Genomic DNA, 14,807 nt, shown 5'->3' with positions numbered 1-14,807 from the left:
AAGCCCCACGGTGAACAACGCCGCAAGTTAAGCAAAACCCGGTACTGGGTTCCCTCCATGGGCATCGCATTTTTGTGGGTAATCTGACAATACGCGACTTGTAATCTTTTAACTATTTAACAAACATTTTTGAGCCCTGTTTACATGAAACGTTCTACCTGGCTGCTGTGCAGCACAACCCTTACCCTGGCACTGCTGGCTAGCTGCGAAACGAGCCGGCCCGCCACCGATGTAAGCTCCTCGGCCGGTGGCACCAACGCTACCAGCGCGCCTAGCGGCAACGCCGAGAGCATGGAGTCGAACGGTATTCGCCTGACGCCCTTCACCGACTCGCCCCGGTTCCCCGAGGCGCAGATGCAGCTGCGGGCGCCCATGGCCAACTCTACTGTGCCCAGCGGCGAGGTTCCGTTCAGCTACCAAATCACCAACTTCCAGCTCACCAAAATGAGCGGTGGCCCGCACATGGCCCAAATGGCGAACTCTGCCAAAGGCCAGCACATCCACAACATCGTGGACAACGAGCCCTACACCGCCCACTACGAAACCAGCTTCCGCAAGCCCTTGGCCGACGGGCAGCACGCCGTGCTGTCGTTCCTGTCGCGCTCCTACCACGAGAGCCTAAAGCACCGCGGCGCCTACGACCTGCGCATCATCAACGTGGGTTCTGCTACCCCCACCGGCGCGCCCATCATCGACGTGAACGCGCCCAACCTATTCTATAGCCGCCCGAAAGACACGTATGCCGGCGCCGACGCGCGCCGCGTCATGCTGGATTTTTACCTTGTGAACACCACCCTGGAGCCCGGCGGAAACCGCGTGCGCGCCACCATCAACGGCAACGAATTCATGATTGACCGCTGGGTGCCCTACCAGATGGAAGGCCTGCCCGCCGGCGAAAACACCGTGAAGCTGGAGCTGATTAACGGCAGCGGCAACCTGCTGCCCGGCGCTTTCAACTCGGTAACCCGCACGTTCACGGTAACCCCGTAACCTGCTTTTCATAGGCTCAGCGCGTCATGCTGAGCAAAGCCGATTCATCCTTGCGCCCGCCTTAGCTCTACAGCAACAGCGGGAACGAGGTGGCGGCTTTGCTCGGCATGACGTTCTTTTTTGGGCTGAGTTCGTTATTTGCTTCGGTTCTACCTTGCCTGCTATGCCTCCTGCCCCACCCCACTCCGCGGCCCCGTCGTCGGCCCAGCCCAGCCCGGCACCGCTGCTCACCCGCGAGCAGGTGCTGCGTGCCCTGCGCCAGATAGCACGCGAAGGGCGCCCACTGCCCGCCGGCACCGTGTACGAGCTAGTGTATCGGGGCCGACGCTACCCGCCCCGTGCTGTAGCCGAGCTGGCTTACCGCTTGGCCACCGGCAACCCGGCCGCCCACTGGCCGCGCCCAGCCGGCGGCCCTACCAACACGGTGTTAGAAGGACTGGATTTCACCATCAGCACCAAGCGGCCCGTTCTCACCTCGGGCTCAGCCCACGACGGCGACGAAACTGCCCGCCAGCAAGCCGAATCCTTGTACACGGGGCTAGTTCGCGAAGCCAGCGACTCCAGCCGCGCCGACACTGTAGCCGAACCACCGGCTGCCTACGAGGCAACGCCCTACACGCGGGCCGACGCCGCCACAGAGCTATTCATCACGGAGGGCGAGTTGGAAGCTGCCTTGGCCGGACTGGCGCGGCGCCGCAACCTGCTGCTGCAGGGCCCGCCCGGCACCGGCAAGACTTTTCTGGCGCGGCGCCTGGCGTGGCTGCTGCTGGAGGCCAAAGACGAAAGCCGCATCGAGCTGGTGCAGTTTCACCCGAGCTACGGCTACGAGGACTTTATGCTGGGCTTCCGGCCCGATGCCGAGGGGCGCTTCCACTTGGTACCCGGGGTGCTGCCGCTGCTTTGCCAGCGCGCCGCCGCCGACCCCAGCCGGCCGTATTTCCTGCTGATTGACGAAGTGAACCGCGGCAACGTGTCCCGCATTTTTGGCGAGCTGCTCCTGCTGCTCGAAGCCGACAAGCGCGGCCCCGCCCACGCCCTGCGCCTGCCCTATGCCCCGCCCGACGCCCCGCGCTTCTTCGTGCCCGACAACCTATACGTCATCGGCACCCTCAACCTAGCCGACCGTTCGCTCAGCCCGCTCGACTACGCTCTACGTCGCCGCTTTGCCTTCGTGGAGCTGAAGCCCCAGTTCGGCGCCCCGCTGCAGCAGTTTCTGGCTGCGCGGCAAGTACCCGCTGCCGTCATCGAGCAGCTGTGCACCCGCATGGCGGCCCTCAACCAGACCATAGCCGACGACCCCGAGCTTGGTCCCGATTTTCAGATTGGCCACAGCTACTTCTGCCAGCCGCCACCCCAGCCCGCGCAAGCCGCCGAGTGGCTTCGCTTAATTTTTGAGCAGGAAATTGGCCCGCTGCTGGCTGACTATTGGCGCGAACAACCGGCCACGGCCGCTACCCAGCTTCGCAAGCTGCTGGCCTAACTCGGGCCTGGAAGCTGTCGTTTTCTGCTACTGAAGGCATCCTCAGCAACCGCCTTCGTTTACTTAGCCACTAGCCTTGATACCGGTAGCGACGCTTTATTACTTCCTCTGCTACGCCTGGAACCGGCTGCCCGAGCCCGCTGTGTTGCAAGCCAGCGAAGCCACGCCGTTTCATCGGCCACTGGGGATGCTGGCCCAAGTGCTGCTGCACGGCACTCGCCGCCTGCTCAGAGCCGGCCTGCCGCGCACCTTTCAGCCGCAGGAAGCCGAGCTTACCAGCCTACGCGGCCGCATTGAGCTGGCTCCCAGCTTGGGGCGCGGCCTGCTGGAACGGGGCCGCGCCATTTGCACATTCGATGAGCTAAGTCCAGACTCCCCACTGCACCGCCTGCTGGCCCACACGCTGGGCAGCCTGGCCAACGCCGCCGAGCTGCCTTTGGCGCTGCGCCGCGAGTTGAGCCAGACGCGGCAGCGCTTTCCGGCCTCCGTCACGGCCGGAACTTCGGTGCCGCCCACGGCCGAGACGTTTCGCGAGCTGCGCCGGCAGCGCCCCAGCAGCCAAGAGGCTTTTTTGCTGCACGTGTGTGAGCTGGTGTGGCAAATTGCCTTGCCCGAGCCCACTGCCCGTGGCCGCAGCCGCTTCGCCGATTTCCGCCGCGACGAAGCCCTGATGGGCCGGCTATTTGAGCAGTTTACCCGCAATTTTTTCCGCCGCGAGCAGCGCCGCTACCGGGTGTATGCCGAAACCATTGCCTGGCAAGCCGATGGGCAGGCCGACGACCTGGCCCTGCTGCCCACCATGCTCACCGACACCACCCTCGAAGCCCCCGACCGGAAAATCATCCTCGACACCAAGTATTACGCCGCAGCCCTGCGCCCGCGCTACGACCGGCAGCGCCTCATTGCGCCGCACCTCTACCAGCTCTACGCCTACCTGCAAAACCAGCGCCCGGCCCCCGGCCAGGCCCTGGAGGGCATATTGCTTTATCCGGCCGCTACTCAAGATGTGGACGTCCGCTATACCCTGGGCGGGCACCCGGTGCGGGTGGTCACCCTCAACCTGCACCAGCCCTGGTCGGGCATCGCCGCCGACCTGCTGCGCTTGGTGGAGTAGCAGGGCGGGGCCCCTGCCCCAGTAGGCCGAAAAAAACAGCCCGAACTTTCCTAACGGAAAATTCGGGCTGTTTCAACCAATTAAATTAATCAGCAAGCTGGCGCGAGGCCAGCGGCTAATTACTTCTGCTCGGTGGTAGTAGTGGTGCCTTCGGTAGTGGTAGTGGTACCAGCAGCGTCCGTCATGGTAGCGTCGGTCATGGTGCTGTCGGTCGACATGGTGGTCGTGGTCTCGGTGGTAGCAGGAGCCTCAACGGTGGTGGTTTCGGTCGTCTTCGACTCGCACGAGGTCAGACCAGCAGTCAGGGCGAGGCCCAGGGCAGCAACTTTAATCAGGTTCTTCATTTTGGGGGTAATTTTGAAAGTGGTTTAACTCTAAAACTGCCCTTTATTCCGGCTTTTTGAAAAGGTAACCCGGCCCGTAAAAAAATTATTTTACCGGGTTACTTCTGCCCTGTATCTGTATTAACCCCCGAAAGTGAATGAGCAGGGGCAATCCTACTTCCTCTTCTTTGACTCCCACCGACGACGCGCTGATTACCGCTATTCGCAGCGGCGATGAGCGGGCCCTGGCCCATCTCTACCGGCTGCACTGGCCCATGGTGTCGCACTTCGTGCTGCAAAACAGCGGCACGGAAGACGACGCCCAGGACGTGTACCAGGAAGGCGTGATGGTGTTTTATGAAAAAGTACGCGACGGCTCCCTCGAGCTGAGCTGCCAGATTAAAACCTACCTCTACGCCGTGTGCCGCCGCGTGTGGCTGAAACGCCTCACGAGCAAAAGCCGCTTCGGCGTGCGCTTGGTCGACGACGAGGAACACGGCCCCTATCTGAACACGGGAGCCGAAGAAGATTTGCTCGCTGCCGAGGAACAAGACCGCCGCTTCGACACCATGAGCGAGGCCTTGAACCATCTCGGCGAGCCCTGCCGTTCGCTTATCGAAGGCTTTTACCTGCTCGACAAATCCATGCAGGACTTAACCGCAGAGTTCGGCTACACCAACGCCGACAATGCTAAGAATCAGAAGTACAAATGCTTGGTGCGCCTGAAGAAATTGTTTTTCACTCACTACAAAGAAGAGTCTATCTGATGTTAGCTGCGAGTTGATTGCCCGCAGAATCCCCAGTTTGCTTATCGCCGCCGGCCCCAGGCCAGCCGCTTTTGCCCATGATGACCGAAGCAGATTATTACGCCTTATTTGAAGCCTACGCCCACGGCGAGCTGGCCGGGCCCGCCCGCGCCAACTTCGAGGCGCGCCTGGCGGCCGACCCTGCTTTGGCCCTGCGCTATGCCGACTTCACGGAGCTGACGGGCACCCTGCGCGCCTACGGCCAACGCCAGAATACCCGGCAGAAGCTGCAGGGCCTGCACGCGGCCATGCTAGCCGCTGAGACCCCGGAGGAGCAGTCTACCGAAGCTGCCGCCGAAAAGAGCCCCCTCACGCACACAGTAAACCCCATGCTGCGCATTTCGCGCACCGAGCGGGTGCTGCGCGAATTTTGGAACGGGCACCGCGCCACCATGGGCGTAGCCGCCTCGGTGGCCGTGCTGGCCGTGTTTGCCACCCTGCTGGGCCTGGAGTGGTGGCGGGCTGCCAAAACCCAGCCCTCGATGTACGGCTACACCGTGCTCAAGCGCGAAGTGGAACGCATTAAAAAGAGCCAGAAAGACTTAACGCTAACGCTTAACCAATTCGGGCGCCCTGGCACAACGCCTCCGACAGCCAAGGAAAGCAGTGGCACGGGCTTCGCCCTTACCTCAGAAGGCTATTTGGTAACAAGCTACCACGTCATTCAGGGCGCCGATTCGGTGCTGGTGGAGGGCAACGACCGCAAGCGCTACCACGCCGAGCCAGTTTATTCCGACGTGAAGCACGACCTGGCCATCTTGCGCATTACCGACAAGCGGTTTACCGGTTTTGGGCGCCTGCCCTACGCCATTAAGGCAGGCCAGGCCGACCTGGGCGAGCGGGTGTACACGCTGGGCTACCCGCGTGAGGACGTGGTGTATGGCGAAGGCGCTTTGAGTGCCCGCTCGGGCTTCCAAGGCGACACCGCTTTCTATCAAGTAAGTATTCCGGTGAATCCCGGTAACTCGGGCGGCCCGCTGCTCGACGAGCGCGGCAACCTGATTGGGGTGGTGAGCGGCCGGCAGAACGATGCGCAAAGCGCAGCTTTCGCCACCAAGTCGTCTTACCTGGTGAGGCTGGTCGACTCGCTGGCGGCTACCAAGCCCGCTGTGCCTTACCACTTGCCCCGCTACGGGCAGCTAGCCGGCAGCGCACGGCCCCAGCAGCTAAAGAAACTGAAGGACTACGTGTTTGTAGTGAAGGTTTTTGAATAGGCCTAAGCAGGCATTACTGACCAATTCGTTGGTTGGAAATATCTCTTCAACGGCCTGTTTCTTTCCAGAGGCAGGCCGTTGCATTTGGCCCTTAGCTCACGCCAGATGGCACCACGTGGCGACAGACCATCACAGCAGGTGTTTTGCCTTGTGCGAAGGGGATAGCCGTTTTAGTAATAACCTTGAGCCCCTTAAATCAGTATTCAGGCATAGGCCTATTGCGCCGTCCTTGCATTCTTTTCGCATTACTTAATCCTGCTCCCCGTGGCTGAAAATCAACAAACTCCCCCTAGCAGCAACGAAGTTGCTGGCTCTGCTCTCTTCAAAAAATTTCTGAATACGGCGGAAGGCTACATTCGTCAGCCCACCCGCATGAAGCAGCTGCTGACCGACGCCTACAAGAAGGCCAGCGAGAAAAACGACGTGGGCACGCTGGCCCACGAAGCATGGGAAACGCTCCAGACCATGTTCCGGCTCATCCGGGCATCGATGTCGGGCGAGTACACAGGCGTGCCCGGCACTACCATTGCCGCCGCTGTGGCCGTGCTCATCTACTTTTTGAGCCCCATTGACCTGATTCCGGACTTTATTCCGGTATTGGGCTTGCTCGACGACGTGGCCCTGGTGGCGTGGTTCTCGACTACGCTGAAAGGTGAGATGGACAAGTTTACTGAGTGGGAATCTACCGGCTCGGCCCTGGCCGTGGCCGGCGACACCGACGAGCATAAGGCTTCGGCTGAGCGCATGGCCGCTACCATGTCGGGCAGTGCCGCTACTTCCACTTCGGCTTCAACGCCGGCTTCGTCATCGGCTCCCGATGCTGACCGCCTGCAGCCAGCGCCGGAGTCGGCCAAGCAGCACGGCACCGTTGACCTCCCTCCTGCTCATTCTCAATCCAACACCGATTCGGGCCTGGGTTCGCCGGAAAGCAGCAGCTCGCGCCCCGTGCACGAGGCTGGCCCCGACGCCAAGCCCAGCGGCCCTACCAACGGGCCCACGGTGCGGGCCTGGGAAGGCAGCCGCAACGCCGCAGATGCCGGCAACCTCGACGCGGGCGGCAACGTTCGGTAAGTAAACGCCATTTTTAACAAAGTAAAAGCCCCAGCAACATGAGTTGCTGGGGCTTTTTGTTGTAGACACCAATCTATCAAACGAGGACCTTACGCCGCAGCGGCGTGGTCGCGTACGTAGCGCACGAAGTCGCCCACGGTGTAGAGCGGCACTTCATCGGGAATCACGATGCTGAAGTTGCGCTCCAACTCCAGGATAATGTCAACCACATCGACGGTGTCGAAGCGGAGGTCGCGGGCAAGGCTGGCGGTTTTGCGTACCCGGCTGGCCCGGATGGCCTTGCGCTTGCTGATAATGCGGAATACCTGCTGCTCAATAGAGGGCCTGGAGTGGGCGGGGCTAGTAGTGGTGGATACGTACATAATTGTAGGCAAAAAAGGTGTCGTAGAGGCAGCGGAGGCAAGCGGCGAAGGTGCCCGTCGGCGGTTTATGCTGCAACAAAAACCACCAACGAGCTCCTACAACGCGCAATTGGGTTAAACTAGTACCCGCGGCGAAGCCGCATGTATTTCTTCAGAGTCTACCTCTTCGGAAAGGGTTGCAACGTGGTCGGGATTTTTTCCGGTTATTTTTCCTTTTAGCGTTTCGCTCAGCAAATACATCACCGGCACCACTACCAGCGTGATAATTGTGGCAAAGCTCAGGCCAAAAATGATGGTCCAGGCCAGGGGGCCCCAGAACACTACCGACTCACCACCGATGAAGAAGTGCGGGTTACCGGAGTTGAATAACTCGTAGAAGTCGATGTTCAGACCAATGGCCAGCGGGATGAGGCCCAGAATGGCGGCCGTGGCCGTGAGGATAACCGGGTTCAGGCGGGTGCGGCCGGCTAGCACGATGGCCTCACGCAGCGGCATGCCCTGCGAGCGCAGCATATCGGTAAATTCGACCAGTAGAATGCCGTTCTTCACCACAATACCGGCCAAGGCGATGATGCCCACGCCCGTCATCACGATGCTGATGTTCATGCCGGTGATGGCCAGGCCAAAGAACACGCCGGCAATGGAAAACAGCACCTCGGAAAGGATGATAACCGGCTTGCTGAACGAGTTGAACTGCGTCACCAGAATCAGGAAGATGAGGCCCAGCGAGAGGGCGCCGGCCAGCGGCAGGAAGTCGCTGGTTTCCTTCTGGTTTTCCTGCGCACCGCCCATTTTGATGGTGTAGCCGGGCGGCGTGGGGAAAGCCTTGAGGGCTTGCTGGATGTTGGCCACCACGTCGGGGCCGGTGAAGCCGTTGAGCACGTTCGAGGAAATGGTGATGACGCGCTTCACGTCCTTGCGCTTGATGCCGCCGTAGGTGGTGCCGTAAGTGACGTCAGCCACGGAGCTGATGGGCACCTGGCGCACCTGGCCAGTGGCGTCGCGGAAGGTGAGCGGCGCATTCACGATGGCGTTCACGTCGGAGCGGTAGGGCTCGGCGTAGCGCACCTGAATGGGGTACTCGTCGTCGGCGGTCTTGAATTTGCTGGCTTCCATGCCGTAGATGGACGTGCGCACTTCCATGCCAATCTGGGCGGTGCTGATGCCTTCGCGGTTGGCGCGGGTACGGTCGATGTTAACGGCGATTTCGGGGTTGCGGTCTTCCAGGTTGGAGCGCAGCTGCTCGACGCCGCCAATCTTCAGCGAGTCGATGTAGCGGGTCACTTTCTTGGAAAGCTTGGCCAGCTGCACGTAGTCGTCACCGGCTACTTCAATGGCAATTTCTTTGCCTGTGGGGGGGCCACTAGCTTCCTGGTCTACCGCGACTTCGGTGCCGGGAATGCCTTTCACTGCCTCACGGATTTCGTCCATGTACTTGCTGGTGGCTGGACCTTTGCGCTCGCTCAGCTCTTTGAAAGCCACGCCCACTTTGCCCAGGTGCGACTGCGACACGCCAGTAGCCGTGGCTTCGCCGGGGTCGCCCGCGCCGATGGCCACGTTGGTAATCACCGATTCCACGTCAGGGTTGTCGCGGCCGATAACGCCGTAGATGCGGTTTTCAAGCACTTTCGTTACCGAGTCGGTCACTTCCACGCGGGTGCCCACGGGCATCTTCAGGTAGGTATACACAAACTTGGGGTCGCCTTTGGGGAAGAACGCCACGCTGGGGCCGCGCAGGCCCACGGCCACAAACGAACCCACGAACAGGACGAGCATGCCCACCATCACCAGGGCCGGGTGGCCAATGGCCCAGCGCACTACGCTGGCGTAGCCGTTCTGAAACTTCGGCAGGGCCCGGGTCTGGAACCAGGCAATCATCTTCGTGAACACGAACACGTTGAGGAAGCAGACCAGGATGATGGTCAGCGTGAGGTTGCCCACGAAAGGCGAACGGAACAGGTAGCCCACCACAGCAATGACGGCCAATACTCCCATCGCAATCAGGAAGTTTCTGGTCAGCTTGGGCTTGTTGGCCTCGTTGTGGTGGTCTTCGCGCTCCATGAAGCTCACGGCAAACACCGGGTTCATGATAAAGGCCACAACCAGCGACGACATCAGCGTGAGAATCAGCGTCACGGGCAGGTAGTACATGAACGAGCCCACAATGCCGGGCCAGAACAGCAGCGGCACAAACGGCGCCACCGTGGTGAGCGTACCGGCCAGTACGGGCACAAATACTTCACCGGCTGCGAACTTAGCCGCTTTGGGCGTGCTCAGGTTGGGGTGCTCGTGCAAGATGCGGTGGGTGTTTTCGATAACCACAATGGCGTCATCGACCACAATACCCAGAGCCAGCAGAAAGGCAAACAGCACAATCATGTTCAGCGAGAAGCCGAAGATGGGAATGAGCAAGAAGGCCAGGAACATGGAAATCGGCACCGACAGGCCCACAAACAAGGCGTTGGTGGTGCCCATGAAGAACATCAGAATCAGCGTCACGAGCAGGAAGCCGATGATGATGGTGTTGATGAGGTCATGCAGCGTGACGCGGGTGTCGTTCGAAGTGTCGCCGGTTACGGTGATGGTCAGCTCCTTGGGCAGGCTGGCCTTCGACTCTTCGATGATTTTCTTGATGTTGTCGGACGCGTCAATCAGGTTTTCGCCCTGGCGCTTCACCACGTTCAGGGTAATGGCGGGCTTGCCGTCGAGGCGGGCGTAGCTTTCGCGCTCCTTAAAGGCGTCTTCCACGGTGGCAATGTCGCCGAGGCGCACGGCTGCGCCGTTCAGGTTTTTCACCTGAATGTCGGCGATGTCGGAAGCCCGGGTGTATTGGCCAGCCACGCGCACGGCGCGCTTCTGGTTGCCCACGTTGATGGAGCCACCCGAGATGGTAATGTTCTCGGAGCCAATGGCGCGCTGAATGTCTGAGAAGCCCAGGCGCGAGGCGCGCAGCTTGTTCAGGTCCACGTCCACGTTCACTTGCTGCTCCAGGGCGCCGATGATGTCGACGCGGGTGATTTCGGGCAGGGCCTCAATCTTGTCCTGGAAGTCGTCGGCAAACTTCTTTAGCTGGCTCACGGGCAGGTTGCCAGCCAGGTTGATGTTCATGATGGGCAGCTCGGACAGGTTCACTTCCTGCACCGTGGGGGGCGTGGGCAGGTCGTTGGGCAGGTCGTTGCCGGCCTTGTCCACGGCGTCCTTGATGAGCTGCTTGGCGTACTGCACGTCGACGCCGGAGTTGAACTCGACGTCCACGATGCAATAGTCCTGGTTGGAGGTGGAGCTAATTTTCTTCACCCCGTTCACGCTCTTGATTTCCTTCTCGAGCTGGCGCGTCACCAGGTTTTCGATGTCGGTGGGCGAAGTGCCGGGGTACACCGTGGCCACGATGATGCGCGGAATCACGATGTCCGGAAATTTCTCCTTGCCCAGCTTGATGTAGGCAAAAATGCCCGCAACGCACAGTATCACCGTGATGATGTAGATACTGGTCTTGTTATTAATGGACCAACTGGTTGGGCCGAATTCTTTTTCTATGTCTTGCATGGCTTCACTAAAAAGCTTGATAGATAATATCTGGCAGTGGCGGGAAGCCTATGGCGGCGCCCCGCTGGCTTAGCTGGCGACGGTTACAACCTGGCCTTCGTTCAGGTTCTGGTAGCCCGCCGAAATCACTTTGTCGTTGGCGGTAAGGCCGCTGGTTACTTCCACCTTGCCGTTGTAGGTGTTGCCGGTTTTAATGATGCGCTTTTGCACCACTGCCTTGCCGCCCTGCTGGGCCACCACGAAAACGTAGCTATTCTGCTCGTCTTTCTGCACCAGGTCCACCGGAATCACGGTGGCGTTGGGGCGGTTGTAGTTGAGGATGCGAATGGTCGCCACCATGTTGGGACGCAGCTCAGCAGCTTTGCCGCCGTTCAGGCGCAGCTCGGTGGTGAACGTGCGGCTGGTGGCGTTGATGGAACGGCTCACCACGCGTACCGTGGCGGGGATTTCTTCGCTGCCCATGTCCGGAATGGTCACCAGGGCCTTGTCGCCGGCCTTGATGTTGTTGCCGTAGGCTTCTGACACATCGGCCAGAATTTTGCCGCCCGAGCCGCTGGTCAGGCGCACCACGGGCGTGCCGGGCGCTACCACTTCGCCCAGCTTCGGAATTACTTCATCGGCAGTGCCGGCGAAGGGCGCTACTACGTTGTAGAGGGCGCGCTGCTGGTTGAGGGTGGCCAGGTTGCGGCGCAGGGCATCGTAGTTGTTCTTGGCTTGCAGGTACTGGATTTCGGTGCCGATTTGCTGGTCCCAGAGGCCTTTTTGCTTTTCGTACACTGTTTTAGCGAGGTCCATGCGGGTGCGCAGCTCGGCAATGCTGGCATCGAGAATGGAAGCATCGATGGTAGCCAGCACCTGGCCTTTGCGCACTTGGTCGCCGCGCTGCACGCGCAGGCTGGTGAGGCTGCCACCTGAGCGGGCGCTCACCACGGCGTTCTGGTCGAAGTCGACGCGGCCTTGTACTTCGAGGTAGCTTTTGAAGCTCTCGGGCTGCACGTTCAGCACCGACACGGGGGTGGCCGAGAGAGCAGATTTGTCGGCGGTGCCGGTCTTGGCTTCCAGCTCGGCTATTTTAGCCTGGTTGGCGGCCTGTTCTTTTTTCAGTTTGGCCAACTGGGCGTTGGGGTCTTCCGAACCGCCGCAGGAAGCCAGCAACAAGGTGCCGGCGAGAAATAGGGCTGCGGGTTGAGATTTAAAGTAACGCATGAGAAAGCAGGTGTCTGGGTTTCAGTAGCGCGGACTTTTAGTCCGCGAATGAATTATTGGGATGGCGTGGAGTCGCGGACTAAAAGTCCGCGCCGCACTATTTTTTAACTTGGCTGAATAGCTCGCCGGTGGCTTTGTCGCGGTCGACTTTGGCTACCAGCACGTCGTAAATGGCGCCGTAGTAGTTGGTTTGGGCGGTGCGCAACTCAGTTTCGGCCGTGATGACTTCCAGGTTGGAGCCCACGCCGGCGTTGAACTTGATGCGGGTGACGCGGGCCACGTCGGCAGCCAGGTCCAGGTTGGCTTTCTGGTTGTCGAGCACGTCGAGGGCGTTCACGAGGGTGGTGCGGCTCTGAGCGTCCTGCAGGTCAATGCTCTGGCGCAGGGTCTCAAAACCCCGGTCAATGGTTTGCTGCTGGATGCGGCCCTGCTGTACCAGGAACTTGCGGCGGAAGCCATCGAACACTGGCACCTGCAGGGTCAGGCCCACGTTGCCGAAGCCAAACCAGTTCTGGTTGATAAAGCCTGCGCCGTTGCGCGAGTCCGGACCCCGGAACTCCATCAGGCCACCCAACCGGGGGTCGGAGCCGGTGAAGCCGTAGGCGCCGGTGAGCAGCAGGCGCGGGTAAGCACCGGCGCGGCGGTTGCGAACGTCGAGGCCCGCCAGCGCTTGCTGGGTTTCGAGCAGCGAGAACTCCACGCGGTTGTTGTAATTGGCTGCAGCAGCCACCTGCGAGGGCCGGCCCCCGCTAAGGGCGGACTGCTGGTCGGCGCGGCTCTGGTCGGCGGCGTTGCCCTGGCCGGGCGTGTTGGTGGGCTGGCCGGGCAAGGCCGAGGTGCCAGCGGCACCGCTGCCCGTTTCGAAGCTGGCCACGCCCAGGCGCTGGCGCAAGGCACCGGCATCTACCACGGCGGCCCCGAGCGAGTCGGTGAGCTGCACGGGCTGCTGCTGGGGCAGGCCCATCTGAAACTTCAGCAAGGCCACGCTCAACTCCGTGAGACGCTGGGCTTTCTGCTGCTCCACCACCAGGTTGTTGCGCTGCACCTGCAGGCGGTCCACGTCGAGCTTTTCGGCGAAACCAGCCTTGAAAATCTTGCGGGTCTGGTTGAGCACGGTGTCGAGGCGCTGCACGTTGCGGCCCAGCAGGGCCAGGCGCGAGCGGGCCACCAGCGTACTATAGTAGGCTTTGCTCACCTGCTCTACCACGTCGATTTCGGCCTGCTGAGTCTGCTTCTGAGCGAGCTGCTCGTACACCTTGGCAGCCTTCAGGCCGATGAGGTAGGAGCCGTCGAACAACAGCTGCGATACGCTGGCGCTGGTGGAGCCGGCGTAGCGCAAGCCAAAGGCCAGCGGGGTAGGCCCCGTTTGGGGGGCTTCACCGTAGGCTGGGCTCAGGGTTACGGCCGCGCCGCCTTGCGCGGCGGCAATGTCCTGGGCCGTGAGCCGGGTGCCCTGCAGGGGCGCGCCGCCAAAGCTCGAAAAGTCTACCAGCGACTTCTGCAGCTTGAAGTTATCGGCGATGTTGGCGCCCACGTTCACCTGGGGCAGGCCGGCGCTCTTGATTTCGCCCACGCGGGCCTTGGCCGTTTGCTCGGCCAGGCGAGTGGCCAGCAGGGTCGATTTGTTCTGTATGGCGTAGCTCACCGCTTGGGGCAGGCTGAGGGCCATGACGCCTCCCGTGGGCGGTGCCGAGGGCAGCGCGGACGGGGCCGTTTGGGCTAGTAGCACGGTGGGTGCCGCGCTGACCATCGCCGCTAGCAACAGCAGCTTTGGTGACAACAACTTTTTCATCGACAACAAAAAGGGGGGATAGGGGGGTATGCAGAAAAGCAGTGAGAAAAGCCGGGTTATTCTTCTTCGGTCACGTGGCGGTACTCGTTGATGAGCTTGTGGCCTTTCAGGGAGGCCACGCCGAGCAGGAAATGCTCGTCGAACACCCGGCTCACGCGGAGCGGGCTGAACTGGGAGGTGGGGTATAGGATGGGGTCGAAGGCCAGCTCGATTTGAGCCAGGCCCAGACGGGCCAGTACGTCCACGTCGAGGTCGGGCCGAAACAAGCCCTCGGTCATGCCGCGGCGCAGGTTCCGGGTTATCTGGTCGAGAATGAACGTGTTTTTATGAGCTCCAAACAGCTCCCAGGCCGCCGGGTGGTACTTTTTCAGGTCGTTGAAAATGCTGGGGTGAATGTCGCTGAACTGCTCATCGGCCCAGCGGGAAATGGTAAGCATTTCTTCCACGGCATTGGATGCCCCGGCCGCTACGGTGGTGCATTCGCCCTGTGCTTGTCCGAGATGCTTTGTCATTACTGCCAGCACTATCTGGTCCTTGTTTTCGAACCATTTGTAGAGGGTCTTCTTCGACATGGCCATGCTAGCGGCGATGTCGTCCATGCTCACGCTCTTAATGCCATTGCGCAGAAACAGCGTGGTCGAGTGATTGAGGATTCGTTCTTTGATTTCCATGATTTGCAGTGCAAAGATACTACGGAAACTTTTAATGTGTTTGAAGTTTCCATTAATATTTTTACCTGCCCCTGCATCACTAGTGATACCTCCGACGAATTGCCCGGTTAGATATTTTAGCCATGCTTGAAAAGATGGGATGACTCTCGCAGACATTAACTAACTACACTGGCAATTTACAACTAATTTATTTAGCATAAAAGTAAATAATACTAGCTGCGCTAGTTATTGG

Annotated in this window: 11 protein-coding genes and 1 pseudogene; 6 read left to right on the top strand and 6 right to left on the bottom strand. The window is 60.5% G+C overall.

Translation table 11 applies throughout. The features are described 5' to 3' along the window. The first annotated feature begins 144 nt into the window (after positions 1-144). The 3 genes from BMZ66_RS09795 (at position 145) to BMZ66_RS09785 (ending at position 3,584) form a co-directional block, all read left to right on the top strand. Positions 145-990 carry a hypothetical protein gene (locus BMZ66_RS09795; RefSeq protein WP_092671797.1) on the top strand — a complete coding sequence of 282 codons (846 nt, stop codon included), beginning with the start codon at positions 145-147 and terminating at the stop codon, positions 988-990. Positions 991-1,153: 163 nt separating this feature from the next. Further along, the gene (locus tag BMZ66_RS09790; RefSeq protein WP_092671794.1) at positions 1,154-2,470 is read left to right on the top strand and encodes an AAA family ATPase; all 1,317 of its coding nucleotides are present in this window, start codon (positions 1,154-1,156) and stop codon (positions 2,468-2,470) included. A 76-nt stretch (positions 2,471-2,546) separates the two neighbouring features. Continuing rightward, the gene (locus BMZ66_RS09785) at positions 2,547-3,584 is read left to right on the top strand and encodes a 5-methylcytosine restriction system specificity protein McrC (protein ID WP_092671791.1); all 1,038 of its coding nucleotides are present in this window, start codon (positions 2,547-2,549) and stop codon (positions 3,582-3,584) included. A 119-nt stretch (positions 3,585-3,703) separates the two neighbouring features. On the opposite strand, the gene BMZ66_RS09780 is transcribed toward BMZ66_RS09785, so the two are convergent. Continuing rightward, complete coding sequence (locus BMZ66_RS09780; protein WP_092671788.1) at positions 3,704-3,928, bottom strand: hypothetical protein; 225 nt, start codon at positions 3,926-3,928, stop codon at positions 3,704-3,706. Positions 3,929-4,065: 137 nt separating this feature from the next. Here BMZ66_RS09780 and BMZ66_RS09775 point away from each other — a divergent pair, with 137 nt between their 5' ends. From BMZ66_RS09775 to BMZ66_RS26540, 3 genes and pseudogenes are all read left to right on the top strand, one after another. Beyond that, entirely contained in the window at positions 4,066-4,674 is a 609-nt protein-coding gene (locus BMZ66_RS09775) for an RNA polymerase sigma factor (RefSeq protein ID WP_092671783.1), read from the top strand. Positions 4,675-4,751: 77 nt separating this feature from the next. Further along, positions 4,752-5,927: a S1 family peptidase gene (locus tag BMZ66_RS09770; protein ID WP_092671780.1), complete on the top strand. Its 1,176-nt coding sequence runs from the start codon at positions 4,752-4,754 to the stop codon at positions 5,925-5,927. 372 nt (positions 5,928-6,299) lie between these two features. Beyond that, positions 6,300-6,554: pseudogene (locus BMZ66_RS26540) on the top strand (YkvA family protein); the annotation flags it as partial. Between the two features lie 533 nt (positions 6,555-7,087). Here the strand turns inward: BMZ66_RS26540 and BMZ66_RS09760 are convergent. The 5 genes from BMZ66_RS09760 to BMZ66_RS09740 all read right to left on the bottom strand — a co-directional run bounded on the left by BMZ66_RS09760 (position 7,088) and on the right by BMZ66_RS09740 (position 14,575). Continuing rightward, positions 7,088-7,360, bottom strand: coding sequence for an acyl carrier protein (locus BMZ66_RS09760; RefSeq protein ID WP_092671774.1), 273 nt, complete (start codon positions 7,358-7,360; stop codon positions 7,088-7,090). A gap of 114 nt (positions 7,361-7,474) precedes the next feature. After that, positions 7,475-10,906, bottom strand: a complete 3,432-nt coding sequence (locus BMZ66_RS09755; protein WP_092671771.1) for an efflux RND transporter permease subunit — start codon at positions 10,904-10,906, stop codon at positions 7,475-7,477. A gap of 69 nt (positions 10,907-10,975) precedes the next feature. Continuing rightward, complete coding sequence (locus tag BMZ66_RS09750; protein ID WP_092671768.1) at positions 10,976-12,112, bottom strand: efflux RND transporter periplasmic adaptor subunit; 1,137 nt, start codon at positions 12,110-12,112, stop codon at positions 10,976-10,978. A gap of 97 nt (positions 12,113-12,209) precedes the next feature. Continuing rightward, on the bottom strand, positions 12,210-13,904 hold the full coding sequence (locus tag BMZ66_RS09745) for a TolC family protein (protein WP_092671765.1): 1,695 nt from the start codon (positions 13,902-13,904) through the stop codon (positions 12,210-12,212). 56 nt (positions 13,905-13,960) lie between these two features. Next, on the bottom strand, positions 13,961-14,575 hold the full coding sequence (locus BMZ66_RS09740; protein ID WP_092671762.1) for a TetR/AcrR family transcriptional regulator: 615 nt from the start codon (positions 14,573-14,575) through the stop codon (positions 13,961-13,963). Positions 14,576-14,807: the final 232 nt, after the last annotated feature.

Source organism: Hymenobacter arizonensis (genome assembly GCF_900115775.1).
Classification (GTDB): domain Bacteria; phylum Bacteroidota; class Bacteroidia; order Cytophagales; family Hymenobacteraceae; genus Hymenobacter; species Hymenobacter arizonensis.
This window is presented reverse-complemented; position numbering and strand designations above follow the sequence as displayed.